Origin of the sequence: Sorangium sp. So ce119 (assembly GCF_051524405.1) — a bacterium.
Lineage (GTDB): Bacteria > Myxococcota_A > Polyangia > Polyangiales > Polyangiaceae > Sorangium > Sorangium cellulosum_G.
In genome coordinates this window covers 2,788,082-2,806,404 of the sequence record NZ_CP150310.1, presented here as the reverse complement: position 1 = coordinate 2,806,404, position 18,323 = coordinate 2,788,082, and the positions used below count along the sequence as shown (strand labels likewise).

14 protein-coding genes are annotated in these 18,323 nt (G+C 74.6%); 4 read left to right on the top strand and 10 right to left on the bottom strand.

What is annotated here, in order from left to right; translation table 11 throughout:
• Positions 1-42 precede the first annotated feature (42 nt).
• Positions 43-828: a DUF3105 domain-containing protein gene (locus tag WME76_RS10760; RefSeq protein ID WP_437960054.1), complete on the top strand. Its 786-nt coding sequence runs from the start codon at positions 43-45 to the stop codon at positions 826-828.
• Between the two features lie 42 nt (positions 829-870).
• A complete protein-coding gene (locus WME76_RS10755; protein WP_437960053.1) occupies positions 871-5,358 on the top strand; it encodes a sigma 54-interacting transcriptional regulator in 4,488 nt (1,495 codons plus the stop codon).
• A 21-nt stretch (positions 5,359-5,379) separates the two neighbouring features.
• Here WME76_RS10755 and WME76_RS10750 read toward each other — a convergent pair whose 3' ends face one another.
• From WME76_RS10750 to WME76_RS10720, 7 genes are all read right to left on the bottom strand, one after another.
• The gene (locus WME76_RS10750) at positions 5,380-6,099 is read right to left on the bottom strand and encodes an SCO family protein (RefSeq protein ID WP_437960052.1); all 720 of its coding nucleotides are present in this window, start codon (positions 6,097-6,099) and stop codon (positions 5,380-5,382) included.
• 60 nt (positions 6,100-6,159) lie between these two features.
• A complete protein-coding gene (cyoE, locus tag WME76_RS10745) occupies positions 6,160-7,161 on the bottom strand; it encodes a heme o synthase (protein WP_437290714.1) in 1,002 nt (333 codons plus the stop codon).
• 388 nt (positions 7,162-7,549) lie between these two features.
• On the bottom strand, positions 7,550-8,443 hold the full coding sequence (locus WME76_RS10740) for a carboxypeptidase regulatory-like domain-containing protein (RefSeq protein ID WP_437960051.1): 894 nt from the start codon (positions 8,441-8,443) through the stop codon (positions 7,550-7,552).
• Positions 8,444-8,625: 182 nt separating this feature from the next.
• The gene (locus WME76_RS10735; protein ID WP_437960050.1) at positions 8,626-9,702 is read right to left on the bottom strand and encodes a hypothetical protein; all 1,077 of its coding nucleotides are present in this window, start codon (positions 9,700-9,702) and stop codon (positions 8,626-8,628) included.
• 188 nt (positions 9,703-9,890) lie between these two features.
• Positions 9,891-10,397 carry a T3SS (YopN, CesT) and YbjN peptide-binding chaperone 1 gene (locus WME76_RS10730; protein ID WP_061618555.1) on the bottom strand — a complete coding sequence of 169 codons (507 nt, stop codon included), beginning with the start codon at positions 10,395-10,397 and terminating at the stop codon, positions 9,891-9,893.
• A 44-nt stretch (positions 10,398-10,441) separates the two neighbouring features.
• Positions 10,442-12,205, bottom strand: coding sequence for a hypothetical protein (locus WME76_RS10725; RefSeq protein ID WP_437960049.1), 1,764 nt, complete (start codon positions 12,203-12,205; stop codon positions 10,442-10,444).
• Between the two features lie 360 nt (positions 12,206-12,565).
• Positions 12,566-13,411 carry an SDR family NAD(P)-dependent oxidoreductase gene (locus WME76_RS10720; protein ID WP_437960048.1) on the bottom strand — a complete coding sequence of 282 codons (846 nt, stop codon included), beginning with the start codon at positions 13,409-13,411 and terminating at the stop codon, positions 12,566-12,568.
• Positions 13,412-13,573: 162 nt separating this feature from the next.
• Between WME76_RS10720 and WME76_RS10715 the strand changes: the two genes are divergently transcribed.
• Complete coding sequence (locus WME76_RS10715) at positions 13,574-14,365, top strand: DnaJ domain-containing protein (RefSeq protein WP_437960047.1); 792 nt, start codon at positions 13,574-13,576, stop codon at positions 14,363-14,365.
• A 3-nt stretch (positions 14,366-14,368) separates the two neighbouring features.
• Here the strand turns inward: WME76_RS10715 and WME76_RS10710 are convergent, their stop codons facing one another.
• The 3 genes from WME76_RS10710 to WME76_RS10700 form a co-directional block, all read right to left on the bottom strand.
• On the bottom strand, positions 14,369-15,103 hold the full coding sequence (locus WME76_RS10710; protein WP_437960046.1) for an OAM dimerization domain-containing protein: 735 nt from the start codon (positions 15,101-15,103) through the stop codon (positions 14,369-14,371).
• A gap of 327 nt (positions 15,104-15,430) precedes the next feature.
• Positions 15,431-15,853, bottom strand: a complete 423-nt coding sequence (locus WME76_RS10705; protein WP_437960045.1) for a hypothetical protein — start codon at positions 15,851-15,853, stop codon at positions 15,431-15,433.
• Between the two features lie 112 nt (positions 15,854-15,965).
• Entirely contained in the window at positions 15,966-17,510 is a 1,545-nt protein-coding gene (locus WME76_RS10700; RefSeq protein ID WP_437960044.1) for a lysine 5,6-aminomutase subunit alpha, read from the bottom strand.
• A gap of 233 nt (positions 17,511-17,743) precedes the next feature.
• Between WME76_RS10700 and WME76_RS10695 the strand changes: the two genes are divergently transcribed.
• On the top strand, positions 17,744-18,310 hold the full coding sequence (locus WME76_RS10695; protein ID WP_437960043.1) for an FxsA family protein: 567 nt from the start codon (positions 17,744-17,746) through the stop codon (positions 18,308-18,310).
• Positions 18,311-18,323: the final 13 nt, after the last annotated feature.

Below are 18,323 nucleotides of genomic sequence, written 5' to 3'. Positions count from 1 at the left end.
AGGGCAACGCGCGTCGCGCGTCGGACATGGTAGCCTGCGGCCATGAAACGCAGCGGTTTCGCGAGGATGTATGGCGCTGTCGCGGCGGCGGCCGCCGCGGTCGCCGCCCCGTTGTCCGGGTGCGGCGAGAGCGCGCCCCCGGTCGCCCACCACGAGAGCGACGCGTCGACGCCGCCCGAGCCCGTCACCCTGTTCCCGGACGCCCCGCCGCTCCCGGGAGAGACCGAGTGCAAGGTGGTGATCCAGACGGGCATCCCCGTCCCGTCGGCGCAACACCTGCCGGCGTGCACGCCCGTCCAGTACGCGACGAACCCGCCGAGCGGCGGGGATCACTGGGGCTCGTGGGCCGCGTACAAGCGGTACGAGGCGGAGGTCCCGCGCGAGCTCTACGTGCACAACCTCGAGCACGGCGCGATCGTCCTCGCCTACCGGTGCCCCGCGTCCGGCTGCGCGGAGGTGACGGCGATGCTCGACGAGGTGCGGACCGAGGCCGCGTCCGATCCGAGGTGCCTCACCCTGCCCGGAGGGCCGGAGGCGCGCCTCGTCATGACGCCCGACGGCGCGCTGGACACGCCGATCGCCGCCGCGGCCTGGGGCGCCACGTACACGGCGACGTGCCTCGACAAGGCGTCGCTGTCGCGCTTCGTGGCGGACAACTACGCCAAGGGCCCGGAAGACACGTGCGGTGACGCGGCGGCGGTCGACGTGGATCGGCCGGACGGCGGCGCGCCGCGCTGCGACGGCGCGCTGCCCGACGCGGGCGCGCCCGACGCGTCGCCCGAGGAGACCCCCGGCGACGCGGCCGGCGGCGGCGCGCCGGGACCGTAACCAGGGTTGACAGGTGGCCCGCGCGCCCGGAGCATCCGTGGGATGCTCGATCCGTCAACCCTGTCACCTCGGTTGGCAGAGCGCTTCCTTTTGCTGGAGCTCGCGGGGTCCGGCGGGTCGGCCGAGGTCTGGAGGGCCGTCGATCAGGAGCGCGGCGGCGCGGTGGCGCTCAAGATCGAGCGGCGCGACCGCGGCGCGCCCCGGGAGCAGCGCGCGGCCGCGCGGCAGGCCCTCGCCCGCGAGGCGATGTGCGCCGCGCTGGCGCTCTCGCCGCGGCTGCCGGAGCTCGTCGACGTCGGCTGGCTCGCGGCGCGGGCCGGCGGCGCGCGCATCGTGGGCGCCCCCGGCGAGGACGGGCGCGCGTTCGTGGCGATGCGCTGGATGGAGGGGCAGTCCGTGGCCGACGCGGCGCGCGGCCTGCCTGCGGGCGAGCGCGCGGCGTTCGCGCTGGCCGTCGCGCGCGACGCGGGCGAGGCGCTCGGCGACCTGCACGGGATCGGCCTCGCCCACGGAGACCTCAAGCCGGAGAACCTGATCCTGACGCCGGAGGGGCGGATCGGGATGATCGACCTGGGGCTCGCGTGCTCTCTCCACCAGACCGCCGTGGAGGGGGCGACGCTCAGGTACATCGCGCGGGACGACGCGGAGCTCGGGGACGCGCGGGCGAGGGATCTGCTCGCGCTGGGGACGCTGCTCGCGGAGGTCGCCTTCCCCGGCGTGGCGGCCGCGCCGGACGCCATCGGGGCGGCGCGCGCCGCGGTGGCCACGGAGAGCGCGGCGGGGGCGCCGCTCGACGCGATCTGCAGGGCCCTGCTGTCGCCGAGCCCCGCGGCGCGCCCGTCGGCCGCGTGGGTCACCGAGTCGGCGCGCGCAGCGCTCGCCGGCGCGCAGCAGGCGCGCGGCCCGTCCGCCGGGCGGCCCGCGGGGCGCGCCGGCCTCGCTCCCGGGGCGGCGTGCGACGAGCGCGACCGGCAGGACCGCGACGCGCGCCGCGTGCGCGCCGCGTACCTGCGCCTGCGCCGGCACGAGCTCGAGACGGCGCTCGGGGTGCGCGACGACGTGGCCGCCTGGCTCGCGGACGCGTTCGTGATGGTGCAGCGAGCGCGCGCGCTCGCCGGCGCCGAGGGCGACGGCGCGGCGCGCGCGGGCTCACCCGAGGGCGAGGCGCAGTGGCTCGGGCGGCTCGGCCCGGACCGCGTCGCGCGGTGGCTCACCGCGCTCGTGGGGACGAGCGCCGCGGCGTGGCCGATGGGGGCCGTCGCGTCCGTCCCGGAGCGCGCGCTCGCGGAGGCGCTCGTGGCCCTGTCCCGGCAGATCCCGCCGCGGGCATGGACGCTCGCGGACGTCGAGGCGGCCGCGCTCGGGAACGGGGCGCGGCGGCGACGGACCGCGGTGGCGACGGAGCGCGGCGGCGACGCGGCAGCGGCAGCGGAGCGCATCGGCGCCGCGGAGGCGGCGGAGCTCGCGCTGGCGATCGCGCGGGTGCCGCCGGACCCGCTCGCGATCGAGGCGATCGAGCAGCGCGACGACGCGCCCGCCAACCTGGTCGTCGCCGCGGCCAACGCGCTCCGGCTGCACGGCGACCTCGGGCGCGCGCGGAGCCTCGTGCTGCGCGCGTGCGTGCGGGACGCCAGGGACGCCGCGCCGCTCGCCGCGGAGGTGCTGCGGCGCGCCGGGGACCGCGCCCTCGCGGAGGAGCGCGCCCGCGCCGCCATCGACGCCGACGCGGACCCCGAGGGGCGCGCGCGCGCGGCGCTCGCGCGCGTCGCGATCGACGCGGGGGCGCTGGGTACGGCCGAGGCGCTCGCCGGAGGCGAGCTCACCGCGCCGCTCTGCGAGGCGCGGGCGCTGATCGCCGTGCTGCGCGGCGACGCCGCGCGGGCGCTCGCCGAGGTGGCGCGCGGCGAGGCGCTCGCCAGCTCCGTCGAGGAGCTCGCGCGGATGGCCGCCGTGCGCGGCTACGCGTGGCACGCGAGCGATCCGGAGCGCGCGCACGCGTCGTTCAGCGCCGCGGTGGACTACGCCGTGCGCGCCGGCGCCGTGGTCGAGGAGGCGACCTACCGGACCGGCGAGGCGGCGGCCGCGGTGGACCTCGGCGACCTCGGCGGCGCGATCGCGACCTCGACGCGCGCGGCGCTGCTCTGGGAGCACCTCGGCCGGCCGGCGCAGGCGGCGCGCGCGCTGCTCGCGTGCGCGGCGGCCTACGCCACCGCGGGCCTCGCCCACGAGACATGTCGGATCGCCGAGGACGCGATCGCGCGGGCCCGCGACGCCGGGGACACGAAGGCGGAGGCCTACGCGCTCTGGGCGATCGCGGACGTGGCCGCCGCGCGCGGCGACGGCGTCGCGGGCTCGGAGCTCGGGTCACGCCTCGGCGCGCGCGCGGCGGCGGCGCGGGCCGCGGCGCTGCTCGCCGGCGGCCCCGCGGACGACGCGCTCCGGGCGGCGGCGCGGCTCCTGCGCCACGGCGAGGGCGAGCTCGACGGCGCCCGCGTCGCGGAGCTCGACGAGCTCGCGAGCAGCCCGGAGCTCGCCGCGGCGTCGCGGCTCGACTGGTGGGGCGCGCGCGCGGCGCGCGCGCTCGCCGCGGAGGACGGCGCCGCAGCGTCCGCCGCGGACGACATCGGCGCGACGTCCGCGGCAGGCGATGCGCCGGGCGCCGCGCGATCGCCAGGAGAGGGCCGCCTCTCCGACCGCGCCCTCGCGGCGCTCGCCGCGCTCGCGGGCGCCCGCGCGCCGATCGCGTCGCGCGGCCCGGCGCTCGCCGCGGCGCACGCGCTCGCGGTCCGGACCGGGCAGACGGACGTCGCGCACCGCGTGCTCGCCGCGCTCGCCGAGGCCGCGCGCGAGCTCTGCAGGCGCAACGCCGACGCGGGCTCGGCGGCGGCCTCCGCCGCCTCGCTCGGCGCGCCCGAGATCGCCGCCGCGGTCCGGTCGCTGCCGTGGGTCGCCCGCGCGCGAGCGCTGCCGGAGAGCGGGCTCCGGCCCGAGCAGGCGCGCGATCTGGAGGCGCTCGTCGGCGCGCTCGGCGAGCGCGAGCGGCTCGCGCCGCTGCTCGAGCGGGTCGTCGACGCGCTCGTGCTCTGGACGGGCGTCGAGCGGGGGCTCCTGCTCCTGCGCGCCCCGAACGGGCGGCTCGTCCCGCGGGCCGCGCGCAACCTGGCGCGCTCCCGCCTCGGCGCCGAGCAGCTCGAGCTGTCGCAGACGCTCGCGCGCCGCGCCCTGGAGGCGCGCGAGCCGGTGATCGCCGTCGACGCGGCGGGGGAGCTCCCGAGCGTGCACCGCAGCGTGCACGCGCTGAAGCTCCGGAGCGTGCTGGCGGTGCCGCTCATCGCGCGCGGCGAGGCGCTCGGGGTCGTCTACCTCGACGACCGCGTGCGCCGCGGCGCTTTCGGGGCGCAGGAGCTGCGGTGGGCGCGCACCATCGCCTCGGTCGCGGCGCTCGCGATCGCGGACGCGCGCGCGCAGGTGGAGCTGCGCCGCGCCGCTCGCCGCGCGGAGCGCGCCTCGTCGCGGCTCGCCGAGGAGCTCGCGCGGCGCGAGGCGGAGCTCGACGCGGCGGCGCTGGAGCTGGCCAGAGCGCGCGGCGGCCGGGACACGCGCTACAGGTACGACGCGATCGTCGGCGAGAGCGAGCCCGTACGCGCGATGCTGCGCCTCGTCGATCGCGTGACCGCCTCGGACGTGCCGGTGCTCGTCTCCGGCGAGTCCGGCAGCGGCAAGGAGCTCGTGGCGCGCGCCATCCACCAGAACGGGCCGCGCGCGGCGCACCCGTTCGTGACGGAGAACTGCGGCGCGATCCCGGAGGGGCTGCTCGAGTCGGCGCTCTTCGGCCACGTGCGCGGCGCGTTCACGGGCGCGGAGCGGCCGCGCGCCGGGCTCTTCGAGGTGGCGGATCGGGGCACGCTGTTCCTCGACGAGATCGGGGAGATGAGCCTCGGCATGCAGACGAAGCTGCTGCGCGTCCTCGAGGACGGCCTCGTGCGACCCCTCGGCTCGGAGCGGGCGCGCAAGGTCGATGTGCGCGTCATCGCCGCGACGCACCGTGATCTGGAGGCGCTCGTCCGCGCGCGCGCCTTCCGCGAGGATCTGCTCTACAGGCTGAACATCATCACGATCCGGGTGCCGCCGCTGCGCGAACGCGCGACGGACGTGCCGCTCATCGTCCAGCGCCTCATCGCCAAGCACAGCCGCGGCCCGGTCCGGGTCACGCGCGCGGCGATGGATCGGCTCTCGGCCCACGGGTGGCCCGGCAACGTGCGCCAGCTGGAGAACGAGATCCGGCGGGCGCTCGTGCTCTGCGACGGGACGATCGACCGGGAGCACCTGTCGCCGGAGATCGCGCACGGCGGCGCGGCGCCGCGCGAGCTCGGCCTCAACGTGCGTGCGCGCATCGACGCGCTGGAGACGGAGCTCGTGCGCGACGCGCTCGAGCGCACGCGCGGGAACCAGACGCAGGCCGCCAAGCTGCTGGGGCTGTCGCGGTTCGGCCTGCAGAAGATGATCAAGCGGCTCGCGATCGCGGTGTGAGGCGATCCCGGTCGATCGGCGCTACTTCACGAGGGCGCCGGCGTCGCGCAGGATCGCGGGGATCCCCTCGTCATTCGCCTCGTAGTAGCCGCGGATCACGCCCTCCTGGTCGACCAGCACCAGGCGCTCGCCGTGGAAGATGCTGAAGATGCCGGGGCTCGACTCCTTCTTGCCCATCGCGATCTTGAAGCCCTTGAGGATCGTCGACTCTATCTGATCGAGAGGGCCTGTCAGCAGCGTCCACCGATCGAGCGGGAGCCCCTGCGACGCAGCGTATTGCGCGAGCACCTCCGGCGTGTCGTTCTCCGGGTCGACGGTGAAGGTGACGAGGTGCAGCGCGCCGCCGAGATCGCGGCTCCGTTGCTCGATCTCCTTCATGCGCTGCGTGAGCTTGGGGCAGACGGTCGGGCAGGTCGTGAAGATGAAGTCCGCGATCCACACGCGGCCCCGGAGCTGCTCCAGGCCGAACCGCTGGCCCCGCTGATCCGTCAGCTCGAAGGCCGGAAGCGGGATGCGGATCGCGGGCGGCTCCGCGGCGTGGCTCCGGACCGCGCGGCTGACGAAGAAGAGCGCGACGAGCCCGGCGAGCGAGGTGAGCGCGATCCAGAGGAGCGGCCTGCCGCCGAGCGCCCCGCGCCGGGGCCGCTGTGCGTGACCGCGCTCCGACGGAAGCGGCTGGCTGGCCGGTTGCCCGGGCTCCGCGAGAGGAGGAGCGCCGTTGGCCTGGCGCGTCGGCTCCATGGACGCCATCCGGCGACGCTTAGGAGCCGGTACCCGGCGCGTCAAGCCGGCGGGCTCCGCTCAGGCGCCGATCATCATCGCGGCGAAGAGGAGCACCAGATACACCATCGAGGAGACGAAGACCCCGCGGGCCCAGCGGTTGCCGGTGCCGGCGCGGAGGCCATAGGCGCCGACGCCGAAGAAGGCGCCGCCGAGGACGATCGCGGCGCCGAGATAGACAGGACCTCCGACGCCGAGCGGCACGAGGAGCACCGAGGCGACGACGAGCAACGCGAGATAGCCCACCATGTGGAGCCGCGTTGTCCGATCTCCCTTCTCGACCGGCAGCACCTTGAGCCCCGCGCGCCGGTACTCGTCGCGACGGAACGTCGCGATGGCCAGGAAATGCGGGATTTGCCAGAGGAACATGACGGCAAAGAGCAGGAAGCCGGGCACGTCGATACGCCCGGTGACGCTCGTCCACCCGAGCAGCGGAGGGATGGCGCCCGGGATCGCGCCGATCGGCAGCGCGAGCGTCGTCCGGCGCTTGAGCGGGGTGTAGACGAGCACGTAGCTGAGCAGCGCCAGCGCGGCGAGCGCGGCCGTGGTCGCGTTCACCCACACGAACAGCAGCGGAATCGACGCGGCGGACAGCGCGATCCCGAACCAGAGCGCCACCTCGGGCGCGAGCCGCCGCGCCGGCAGCGGGCGGTTCCGCGTCCGCTCCATCAGCACGTCGGTGTCGCGCTCGATGTACATGTTGAGCACGTTGGCGCCCGACACGACGAGGACCGTCCCGAGCAACGCCAGCAAGAGCTGTGTCGTCGGGACCGACGCGCGCTCGATCGCGGCCTCTCCGGCCAGCCCGGAGCGCAGATAGCGGCTCGCGACCCACATGCCGCCGAGCATCGTGGCCACGACCATCCGCGTGATTCGCGGCTTGGTGAGGCTCACCAGATCGGCCGCTACCTTGAGCAGCGGGCGCGCGCTCGTGCGGAGCGCGCCGTCGTCATCGCCCGCGGAAGGCTCCGCCTGCCGGACGTAAGGCACCGGGGCCCGCTCCGTGACCTGTTCGGCGCTCATGGTCACGCGGACACCTCGCTGTCGTGCCCGGCGCCCGCGCCCGGCGGCAGCGCGACACCTCCGAAGATCCCTGGCTGAGGGATGGCCAGGCCGGAAAACCACTTCATCGCCGGAGCGAGGGTGACGGGGAAGAACAGCATCTGGGCCGGGAGACTAGCGCGCGCAACGCGCCTCGGGGAGTCGAGATCGTCAGTTGATCGCGCTCGACTCCGATAGGGAACGAACCGGCGTCCGGCAACGGTCGCGGCGCGCCGCAGCGGCTCCGTCGCGCCCAACACCCGTCTGCAGTCCGGCAGTTCCAGGCAGGGCCGATCGTCAGCCCCGCTCGCGCCGCGCTCGGTCAGCCGGGCGACCTCGGGCGCCGTTCGCGCCCCTCGCGCCGGGAGGCTCACCAGAGGCCCTTGAGCTCGTCCTTGTTCTCCGCCGGCTCGGGCTCGGTGCCCGCGTACGTGAACGTGACCTGGGCGGGCTTGTCGTCGACAACGGAGACATCGGCCGTCTTGAGGCCGTAGCGGGGGTGCCACGCCTCGAGCTTGTACTTGCCGGCAGGGACCTTCTCGATCGCGAAGGCGCCGTCATCGCCGCTCACGGCGAAGAACGGGTGATCCGTCACCACGACGAAGCCGCGCATCCACGGGTGGATGTCGCAGGTGAGCTTGATGATGCCGTCCTTCCACGTCTTCGTGAGCGGATCGGCGCCCCTCGGCTGCGCCTGGTTGAACAGCGTCTCAGCGCCCTTGTAGGTGTGCACGTTGTGCAGCGTCCGGTCGCTGTTCTTGATGTCGACCTGCTGATCGGAGACCACGCCCTGGATGCGCGGCTCATACATGCAGTCCTTCTGGTCGACCACCGCGTGCGCGTCGGGCGCCTTCCAGCTCCCCGGCACGCCCCCGACCGCGATGCGGACGAAGGTGTCCTTGAGCTTGCCGTCGTTGACGACGACCGCGTTGTACACGACCTCCTTGTCCTGGCAGACCGGGGCGTCCTTGCGCGCGGTCGGGACCTTCATCTCGACCGGCTTGCCTGTGAATTTGACGACGCCCTTGATCGTCCCCTTGCCCTCGGGCGCCGCCGGCGCCGCCGCCTGTGCGGTGGCCTGCGGCGCCTGAGACGCCGCGGGCGCCGCGCTCGGCTTCGCGGCCGGCGCCGTCGGCGCCGCCGCCGTCGCGGTGGTCGCGGCCACCCCGCCAGCGGGCCTCGACGGCTCGTCGGGGCACCCGACGCCGAGCGTCAACGCGGCGAGCGAGAGAGCGGAGAGCGAGACGAGATCGCGACGGTGCATGAGACTCTCCCGGGCCCTGGCGCGCTACCGCGAGCCTGGGTCGCGCCCCTCCGGGTCCGCGCGAGGCGAGGCCGGTGGGACCGGACGGCTCCCACGTCATCCCGGTGGCGAGCAGCAGGTGGAACGCCGCGCGCTGATCCTCGGCGCAGCGAGGGCGTCCTTAACGAGTGTCGTCGCTCGCGTCAACCTGAGGCGCCGCCGGTAGGGTCCGGTTTCCCGGCGCCCGGCAGGGCGCCCGGGGCGCGCTCGCGCTCGGTCGCGAGCATGGCCGCCCAGAACCCGCGCTCGTCGCGCGAGGCGAGGGCGACGCAGAGCGCGGCGATCACCAGCGACAGCGCGCCGAGCGGCACCTCGGGGGCGCTGCGCGCGACGAGCAGCAGCGCGAGCGCGCCGCCCAGCGCCGGCAGCCGCGGCGGGGCGATCAGCGCGAGCGCGACGACCACCACCGAGAGCGCGGCGGCGAAGAGCTGCATCGAGAGCGGAACGACCGGCGCGGGGCGCGTGAGCAGCCGGTCGAGCGCGCGGCGGAAGAGCGTCTCGACGATCGACGCGTCCTCCGCGGCGCCCGCGAGCGCCGCGCGCGTGGCCAGCAGCGCGGAGGCGAGCGCAGCGAGCGAGAGCGGGCTCACGAGGCGCGGCCCCGGCCGGGGCTGCTCGGCGTCGCGCGACCGCGCGTCGCGGCGGGCGCCGAGCGCGACGGTCGCGGTGAGGACGGCCAGCGCGTCGAGCGCGAACGCGGCGGTCGCGACGGAGCTCGTCGCGCCGGCGAGCGCCTTCGAGCCGCGCTCGTTCGCCCAGACCGCCAGGAGCACGCCGGTGAGCCGCACGAGCGCGGAGGCGCCGACGAGCCCGAGCGCGGCCGCGACCGGCCGCATGAACGGGACGCGGAGCGCCTCCCAGGCGCTGCCGAGCGCGAGGATCGCCGCGCTCACGCCGATGAGCGCGGCCGAGAGATCGGGCACGCGCTGCACCGTCGCGTGCAGGACGACGAGGATCACGAAGCTGCCCGCGACGATCGCCGCGATCCGCAGCGCGTACGGGACGCGGCTCCGGACGACCGCGCTGATCAGCGCCATCGCCGTCACGATGGCGCCGATCGCGAAGAGCTGCGAGGCGCCGGCGCCGGCGAGCTCGACCGCGTGCGCGGTGCGCTCGATGCCCACCGCCAGGCCGACCATCGCGGGCGCGAGCATGCGGCCGAGGACCATCGCGAGCAGGGCGAGCACGGCGAGCGGCCGGATCAGCGCGAGCACGGGCATGCCGGCGAGCGGAGGCCGTGAGGCGGCGGAGGGCCGTGGTTCGGCGGGCTCGGCGAGCTCGGCATGCCGGGCGTCGCCGCCCTCCTCGCGGCGCGGTGAGGCGGCGGGATCCGGCGCGGCGGAGGGAGGGGGGGCTTCGGGGGGAAGATCGATGTTGAGGAGCATGAATGAAGGGGGGCGCCCGTCGCTCAGCCCTTGTCCCAGGCGCGGGGGGCGGCGTCGAGATCGGTGAAGACCGCGGCGGTCGCGGAGGCGTCGATCAGGTCCTGCATCCGCTGACCGCCGGCCTCCTCGACGATGCGGTCGTCGTACTCGTCCGCGAGCACCGACAGGTCCCGGAGGGCGACCAGGATCTCGTCGGCGTCGAGCGTCTCGCCGCCGAGGAGCGTGTGGACGATGACGACACACGAGCCCTGCGCGACGTAACCGAACGCGCCGAAGCGGATGCGCGCGTTCAGGCGGAGCAGCTTCATCGCGAGATCCGGCGTCATCTCGACGCCGCGGGCGAGCTGCGCGACGAGCCGGACGAGCGCGCGATCCGGCGCCCACGGCAGCACATGCAGGTAAACGTACGCGGTCCCCTGGCGAACCACGTAGAACTGCGGCTCGACCCGGGTGAACGCCGGAGAATCCGCGAGCGCCGCCTCGATGCGCGCGTTGGTCACTTGAACGGCCGCGTCGGAATCCTTCGGCATGACGCCGAGGATACATCGCCGCGGTCCCGATGCAGAGCCGGGACCTATCGCCGGAGCGGAAGCAGCGGCCCGGAGGACGGCATTCTCTTCTCGTCGCCCGGGACGGGCCGCGGCGGCCTGCGCACCGCCGGCGGCTCGACCGGGGTGCCCTCGGACGGCGCCTTCAGCAGGAAGGGGCGGGCGTTGCGCGTGGAGCACGCGTCGTACGGATCCCGGTGGAACTCCCAGTGCAGGTACACGTTGCCGTCGGGCGACACGATCGCGTCCGGCGCTTTGCCGAACGGCGACGCCCGGTGCACCGAGCTCAGCGCGACGATGTCGAACGCGGTCATCCCGCTCGGCCGCGTGACGCCGAGGCGCACGACGCTGCCGCTGTCCTTGTTCAGCACGATCTCCAGGTGCGTCACCCGGTTCTGGTTGAACGCGTGCCCGGAGGGCAGGCTCTCGAGCGACGCGAGGAACTCCTCCGCGAAGATCGGGTGGAGCCGGTTGTGGATCATGTTGATGTACGTCGCGAACGGCACCCGCGCGGCGTTCAGGGACGTCTGGTTGCCGGGCTTGACCGAGGGGTCGTAGTTCTCGATCGCGGCGCGCCACTTCTTCCACTTGTCCGTCGTCTCCCACGAGCCCCGGTGCGCGCTCTTGCGGGAGGCGCCGTCCGCGGCCCGCTCCGCCTTGAGCTTCTCGTTGCCCACGGCCGCCTGCACGCCGGCCATGTTCAGGTTGAGGTTGGGCCCGCCGGGGAGCCCGGGCGCGCCGAGGCCGATCGAGCCGACGCGAACCGGGCTCTGGTAGGGCTGCGGCGTCGCCTTCTTGCCGGCGACGCGGCTCTTGCCGTCGCCGCCCGGGTTCGCCGGGTTGAGGGAGTAGCCCTCGCGCGCGCTGTCGACGACCTCGGGCGACGCCGGCCCCGCGCCGCCCGCAGCGCCCTTGTCCGGCGGCGGCACGGCGGCGGGCGGGGCCTGCGCGACGCGACCGCCGCCGCTCGCCCCCGGCACGCTCGGCGGCGGCGCTACCCGGGCGGCCTGGGCGGCCTGCGCCGGGGACGCCGGGCTGTGGTGCTCCGCGCTCTCGCTCTCGGGGTTCCTCTCGCCGGGCGCGTGCTTCTCGTTGCCGGCCCGCTCCTCGCTGTGGCCGCTGTGATCGTGATCGCTGTCGCCGACCTTGTCCTTCGGCCCCATCGGGCCCGACGGCGTCCCGGGCGTCGGCGTGGGATCGTCCTGATCCTTCGAGCGGATCTGCGCCATGGTCTCCTCGGCGACCTTGTTGGCGTCGTCCGCGATCCGGCTCGCCTCGGGGTTGTCCTCCTGGTCCTTCTCGACGTGCTGGCGGACGGCGATCCGCCCATCCGCCGGCGGCATCGGCGGCGGGGGCACCGGCTTGGCCGGCACCACCTCGACCACCTCTTCCTTCGGCGGCTCCGGCGTGGGCGGCGGGGGCGGCGGCGCCTTCTCGCGCGGCGGCTCTGGCCTGGGCGGCGGGGTCTGCGCCACCTTGGCCGGATCGGGCTTCTGCTGCGGATCGGGGGGCGTGTCCTTGTCCGGCTCGCCCTCCGCCGGGGCGTCCGACGGCCGCTCCGGCGGCGCGAGCGGGACGGGAGGCGGCGTGGCGGCCAGGCCGTCGGTCAGCACCTCGAACGTCATGTCGCCCGGCCGGAGGCCCTGCCGGACCGCGTGGACCATCTGGCGGAGCTGGGCCCGGTCCTCGATGACCTGCGCCACCTCGACCGCGCCGCCGCCGCCCGCCAGGTGCGCCACGATCGCCGCGCAGATCCACAGGGCGAGCGGGATGTGGGCGTCGCGCGACATGGAGCTCAGCGCCTCCGCGCTGCAGAGACGGCGCCGCGCGGTGACGCGCAGCCGTGACAGCAGCGAAAGACGGTCACCGGTGGCACCTCCAGACTCCGCGTGAACGACCTGCTCGAACAGTACGCCGATGCGCCAATCGCACCCAGGAAGCGGTTCGAACCTAGCATCCGGGGATCAGCACAGCAACGGTCGGCGCGCGCTCGCGTCTGCCGCGCCCGCTGCCCGCGCGTCGCCGCGCGCTGCCCGCCGCGCGCCGTCCCGCTCGCGCCCCGGAGTCCGCGGCGACGGCAGCCCTGGGCGGGCGCGCTCGCCCCGCGCGCCGGCCGACACCTCGGCGGGCCTCCAGCGCCGGCATGGCCATCAGAGCTTGTTGATGGCGTCCCAGTGATCGGCGATCTCCTGCGCCGTCCAGATACCGCCCTCGTCCTTGAACTTCCCGGGGCTCTGGACGACCTTGTAAATGTACATCTGCGCCCCGGCGACCGCGAGCACGTTGCCGGTGCGGTCGGCGCACAGGTCGGACGCGAGGAACAGCGCCGCGGGCGCGACGTGCGCCGGCGTGAGCGTGTCGCCGGCCGACTGGAACATGGGCAGATCCTCCGTCATGCGCGTCTTGGCGATGGGCGCGACCGCGTTGACCGTGATCCGCTGCTTCTGCAGCTCGATCGCGGCGGTGCGGGTGAGCCCGTAGATGCCGGCCTTGGCAGCGGCGTAGTTGGCCTGTCCGAAGTTGCCGAGCATCCCCGACACGCTCGTGGTGTTGACGACGCGCCCTCCCCCGCCCTGCGCGATCATCTGCTTCGCGGCGGCCTGCGTGCACAGGAAGGTCCCCTTCAGGTGAACGGCGACGACGGCGTCCCACATCCCCTCATCCATCTTGAGGAGCGTCTTGTCGCGGAGGATTCCCGCGTTGTTGACGAGGATGTCGACCCTGCCGAACGCGTCGACGGCCGTCTTCACGATCCTCGCGGCCCCCTCGGGGGTCGTCACGCTGTCGAAGCTCGGGGCGGCCTCCCCGCCCGCGGCCCGGATCTCCTCCGCGACCAGGGACGCCATCGCGTCGCTCGAGCCCGATCCGTCGCGCGCGCCGCCGAGATCGTTGACGACGACCTTCGCGCCCTCCCTGGCGAAGAGCAGCGCCTCCTCGCGGCCGATCCCGCCGCCGGCGCCCGTGATGATCGCGACCTTTCCGTCGAGCAAGCCCATCGCAGATTCCTCCTGATCCGCGCGCCGGCGCGGTGCGCCGGGCCGTTTTCGCGCGGAGCTTCGCACACCGAGCCTCGACCCGGGCGCACATTCGTGCGCGCGCACGCGCCCGCCCGCCGCTTCTTTGCCCGATCGCGGGCGGCGATGGTAACGCCGCGTTCGATGCAACTGCCCAGCCGCCTCTCCACGTCGACCCTGGGAGACCTGCTCGGCGCGCTGTACCGTGAGAAGACGACCGGGCTCCTCGAGCTCTGCGAGCTCCGGACGCCGAGCGGCTCCACGGTGCCCGGCCGGCAGCACCGGATCCAGCTCTTCTCCGGCCTCGTGACGGCCGTCGAGACGCCGCTCCGGGTGCCCCGCCTCGGCGAGATCCTCGCGCAGGACGGCTCCGCGCCCGGGCCGTCGATCCAGCGGCTCGCCTCGCTCGTCGCGGCGCACCGGGGGCGCCGGACCGGCGAGGTGCTCGTGGCCGCGGGGCTCATCCCGGAGAGCGCGGTCGAGCGCGCGCTCCGGATCCAGCTCCGCGCGCGCCTCGAGGCGCTCTTCGCGATCGAGGAGGCGACCATCTGCTTCCACACCGCGCGGCCGCTCGCCGCGGCGCTCCGGCAGACCGGCCCGCTCGCCCCGAGCGATTTCCTCCACGGCCGCCCGCGCGCGCGGGACCGCCACCGCCGCGTCGCGAGCGCTGGCGCCGCGCGCAACGCCTCGTCGAGCGCGCCGCGCGGCGCCCCGTCGAGCGCGCCGCGCGCCGCCCGCGTGGACGAGCCGCGTCGCCGGGCGCTCGAGGCGCTCGGCCTGCGCGAGGGCGCGACCGAGGTCGAGATCCGCCGCGCGTTCCGCCGCTTGGCCGCGGTGCTACACCCCGATCTCGGCGCCTCGCAGCCCGCCGAGCACGCCCGGCGCACGGCGCGGTTCGCCGAGCTCTCGGCCGCCTACCACCTGCTCGTCGCCTGACCGCTACGCCCTGCCCACGAGGCGCTCGACCAGGAACGACGCCACCGTGATCGGCTTCGTCCCCGGGCCGAAGCCGGCGTCGAAGCCGAGCTCGACGGCGAGGTTGTGATCGATGCGCGGGCCGCCGAGCAGCAGGATCACGCTGTCCCGGAAGCCCTGGCGCGTCGCCATCTCGACGAGCGCCGCCGCGTTCTCCTTGTGGCAGTTCCGCTGCGTGATCACCTGCGAGACCAGGATGGCGTCGGCGCCGAGCGCCTTCGCCTTCTCGCAGAGCTCGGCGTTCTCGACCTGCGCGCCGAGGTTGTGGGCGTCGAAGCACTTGAAGCTCTCGAGACCCTTCTCCCCGGCGAAGCCCTTGTAGTTCAGGATCGCGTCGATGCCGACGGTGTGCGCGTCGCTGCCGGTGCAGGCGCCCACGACCACGATCTTGCGGCCGAGCTTCTTCGCCTGCGCCTCGATCTGGTCGCGCGTGAGCGGCTGGGCGGCGAGCTCCTGAACCTCGATGTCCGAGATGTCGACCCCGTGCTGGGAATGGCCGTAAACGACGAAATACGTGTGTTCCCGGCTGGCCTGCTCCATGGCCGTGACCAGCGGCTCGCGCAGCCCGTGCGCCTCGGCGAAGCGCTTCGCCGCCTCGCGCGCGCGGTCGCCCGGCAGGACGCGGAGCGTGAACGACATCTGGACCATCCCGTCGCCCTCGCGATCGCCATACGCACGCAGGATGTTTCGCTGTGTCATGCTCACCTCCGTCTGCTGGGGCGGACTGCGCCGCTCCCTTGTTGAGAGTAGCGCCAGGCGGCCTCGCGCGGCCAGGGCGATCGCGCGGCCAGGAGCGAGCAAAGCGGGCGCGCCAGGTCAGGAAGCATGTCTTTCGAAGACTCGAGTGACATGGCGCTCAAGTGCGGTTCCCACCCGGCGCCTGGCATGGGCGCCGCTCTGGCGCGGCGCCCGGACGAGGAGGGATTGAGCCGCCAGGACGACAGAGACGCCAGGAAGAGAGATCCTGGTTTTCCGGGTGTCCCGGGCCCCCTGGAGGTTTCTTTTCCGTTCCCCTCGATCGGCCCGTCAGCGCTGGAAGCGGAGGGGCTCATGGCAGCGCGGGCATCGGCCCGACCAGTACCGCCCGTGGTGGCTCGGCTCGCTGGGGTCCGGCCGTCGGATCCGGCGCCCGCAGCGGGCGCAGTGGACCCGATCGACGAGCTCCTCGATGGAGGCGTGCGACGGGTGGGCGTCGGCCAGCTTGCGCAGCTCGGCGAACACCTCGGAGGAGGGAAGTTGCTCCGCGCGGCGCACGAGATCCTCCGCCGCGCGGCGCACGTCGTCTCTCCTGGGCTGCTCCCCCTTCGCCGGGGGCGCCGGCGCCGGGAGGTGAGCGACCTGAGCGCGGACGCGCGCGAGCTCTTCCCTGAGCTCGTCAAGCGCGCGCTGCTGTCTGTCGAGCGCCTGTCGCTGCTCCTCGACCCGGTCCTCCAGGACCTCGAGCCGCACCGCATCGGTCGCGCCGCCCCGGTAAGGTGAACCGCCCCGTCGTGTACCCTCAGGTGCCTTCCCGCTCACGCGCCCATGTTCGCAGATCCCGGCCCGGTCAGGGCAGGGAGCGCTACGACCGCTCCAGGACCTCGAGGATCGGATTGAGGTACTCCGGGTGCCGCGCCACGACCCCCGCGTACCCCTTCCCGCCGGTGCGCGTGCGCTTGACGTCGCCGAAGGCGCCGCGCCCGATCGCGTCCCAGAGGGTGTCCCGCTCGACCTCGCGCAGCAGCGCGTGCGCCTTGTCGAGGACCTCGCGGGCGCGCGACTCGACGATGCCGCCCGGCTTCCACTGGATCTCGTCGCCGAGGTGCCGCGCCGCCGTGAAGATGTAGCGGGCGCTCTTCAGCGAGAGATACCGGTCCATGAGGAGCGGCGTGTGGACGGCCTCGCTGAACATCCCGAGCAGCTCGATCGACTGGCCCGTCGTGATCCCGACCAGGTTGAACATCGCGTCGTGGACGTGGCTGTGGAAGATGTCGCCTGTCTTGAACTTGGTGGGCGGCATCCACTTGATCGGGTGCCGGTCGAAGATCTGCCGGACAAGCTGGGCCTGCGCGAGCTCGAGGAGGAGGCTGTCCTCGTGCCAGGGGTTGATCTCGAAGGCGTGACCGAGGCCCATCTGCTCCTCGGGGAGGCCCGCGCGCAGGGCGAACGCCTCGTTGATGAACTGCGACGCGAGCACCGTGTGGGCCTTCTCGACCGCGTCCGCTGTCGTGAGGTAGTTGTCCTCTCCCGTGTTGATGACGATCCCGCTCCTCGCGATGATCCGGCGGGAGAAGTACTGATCGATGAACGTCCGCTGCATGTTGATGTCACGGAACAGGATCCCGTACATCGCGTCGTTGAGCAGCATGTCGAGCCGCTCGACCGCCGCCATCCAGGCGATCTCGCTCATGCACAGGCCGGACGAGTAGTTCGTCTGCGCGAGGTAGGTGCCGGTGTCGCGGGTCGCCTCGTCGGTGGCGCGGCGGATGATCCTGAAGTTCTCCTGCGTCGCGTACGTGCCGCCGTATCCCTCGGTGGTCGGCCCCTCCGGCACGTAGTCGAGGAGCGACTGCGCGGTCGCGCGGATCACGGCGACGATGTCGGCCCCGGCGAAGCCGGCGGCCTTGGCCTGGACGGCGTCGTCGTAGATGTTGCCGGTCGCGACGATGACGTACTTGAGCGGCGCGGCGCCGACGCGGTGAGCGGCCTTGTTGGCCTCGCGCTCGTCGCGCGCCCGGTCGATCCGGGCGATCGCCTCCCGCGTCGCCGCCTCGAGCGCGCCGCGCGCCTCTGCCGCCGACGGGCCCTGGCCGAAGTCGGCCGCCTCGCTGAACGCCAGCATCTCCGCCGCCTCCTGCACCGAGGCGGCGCCCTCGCAGAGCGCCCGGCCGAGGTGGTACGCGACGCCGCGGCCGGCCTGCCCCGCCTTGTGGATGCGGTCGACGAGCGCGTTCACGAGCGGCGTCCCCTCGGCGTCGGCGCCGACAACACCGTAGGCGCGGGCCACGGTGCGCTCGACGCCGACCGTCGTGTGGCGGTCGATGAAGCGCTGCACGTCGTCGGCGATGTCGGCCGCAAATGCTCGGCACGCCTCCACCTTTTCCTGCTCCACGGGGACAGTCGTCATGGATTTCTCCGGGGCAGGCGGTCTTAGCGCACTCTCACCGCGGCCGGTACTCCGGCGCGGGATCCGCGGCGGAGCGGCCGACCGCGAGAGGCCCGGCGGCGCGCGGCTCGCGCGGCTCGCCAACAAACGCGGCCCTGGGCGCGCGGTTCGCCTCGGCGAGCGGGCTTGCTCCACGCCGCGTGCGCCGCGTGCGCCGCGTGCGCCGCGTGGCGGACGGCGCTAGACGGGGGGTCATGGGCAAGCTCATCCTGCTCTTCACGGTGGTCCCGATCGTGGAGCTCTGGCTGCTTCTCTCGATCGGGGACGTCATCGGCTTCTGGCCCACCGTCGCGCTCGCGCTCGGAACGGCGGTCCTCGGCGCGGCGCTGGGCAAGCGCGAGGGGCTCAAGGTGCTCGCCGCCTGGCGGGGTTCGATGACCGAGGGCCGCATCCCCGACGAGGGGCTCACGGGAGGGCTGCTCGTGCTCCTCGGCGCGGCGCTGCTCGTCACGCCGGGCGTGCTGACCGACGTGGCGGGGATCCTGCTCCTGCTCCCGCCCACGCGCCGCCGGATCGCGGCGCTGGTCCGCGAGCGGCTCGAGCGGCGGGTGGCGGCGAGCGCCGCTGGTTTCGGGGGAGCCGGCCCGGGCGCCGGCGCGTTCTTCAGCATGAGGGTCATCGACTTCGGCGGCGACGGGCGCCCCGACGGGCCGCGACGGGAGCCGGCGCCCGGGCAGGTCATCGACGTCGAGGCGGAGGTGACCGACGACGACGCGCGCGGCGAGCCGGCACAGCAGAGCCCGCGACGACTGCCCCGCTGACACCCCGGTGACA

Coding starts and splice junctions, on each gene's coding strand:
- WME76_RS10760 (WP_437960054.1), top strand. CDS start 43: ATGAAACGCAGCGGTTTCGCGAGGATGTATGGCGCTGTCGCGGCGGCG.
- WME76_RS10755 (WP_437960053.1), top strand. CDS start 871: ATGCTCGATCCGTCAACCCTGTCACCTCGGTTGGCAGAGCGCTTCCTT.
- WME76_RS10750 (WP_437960052.1), bottom strand. CDS start 6,099: ATGGAGCCGACGCGCCAGGCCAACGGCGCTCCTCCTCTCGCGGAGCCC.
- cyoE (WP_437290714.1), bottom strand. CDS start 7,161: ATGAGCGCCGAACAGGTCACGGAGCGGGCCCCGGTGCCTTACGTCCGG.
- WME76_RS10740 (WP_437960051.1), bottom strand. CDS start 8,443: ATGCACCGTCGCGATCTCGTCTCGCTCTCCGCTCTCTCGCTCGCCGCG.
- WME76_RS10735 (WP_437960050.1), bottom strand. CDS start 9,702: ATGCCCGTGCTCGCGCTGATCCGGCCGCTCGCCGTGCTCGCCCTGCTC.
- WME76_RS10730 (WP_061618555.1), bottom strand. CDS start 10,397: ATGCCGAAGGATTCCGACGCGGCCGTTCAAGTGACCAACGCGCGCATC.
- WME76_RS10725 (WP_437960049.1), bottom strand. CDS start 12,205: ATGTCGCGCGACGCCCACATCCCGCTCGCCCTGTGGATCTGCGCGGCG.
- WME76_RS10720 (WP_437960048.1), bottom strand. CDS start 13,411: ATGGGCTTGCTCGACGGAAAGGTCGCGATCATCACGGGCGCCGGCGGC.
- WME76_RS10715 (WP_437960047.1), top strand. CDS start 13,574: ATGCAACTGCCCAGCCGCCTCTCCACGTCGACCCTGGGAGACCTGCTC.
- WME76_RS10710 (WP_437960046.1), bottom strand. CDS start 15,103: ATGACACAGCGAAACATCCTGCGTGCGTATGGCGATCGCGAGGGCGAC.
- WME76_RS10700 (WP_437960044.1), bottom strand. CDS start 17,510: ATGACGACTGTCCCCGTGGAGCAGGAAAAGGTGGAGGCGTGCCGAGCA.
- WME76_RS10695 (WP_437960043.1), top strand. CDS start 17,744: ATGGGCAAGCTCATCCTGCTCTTCACGGTGGTCCCGATCGTGGAGCTC.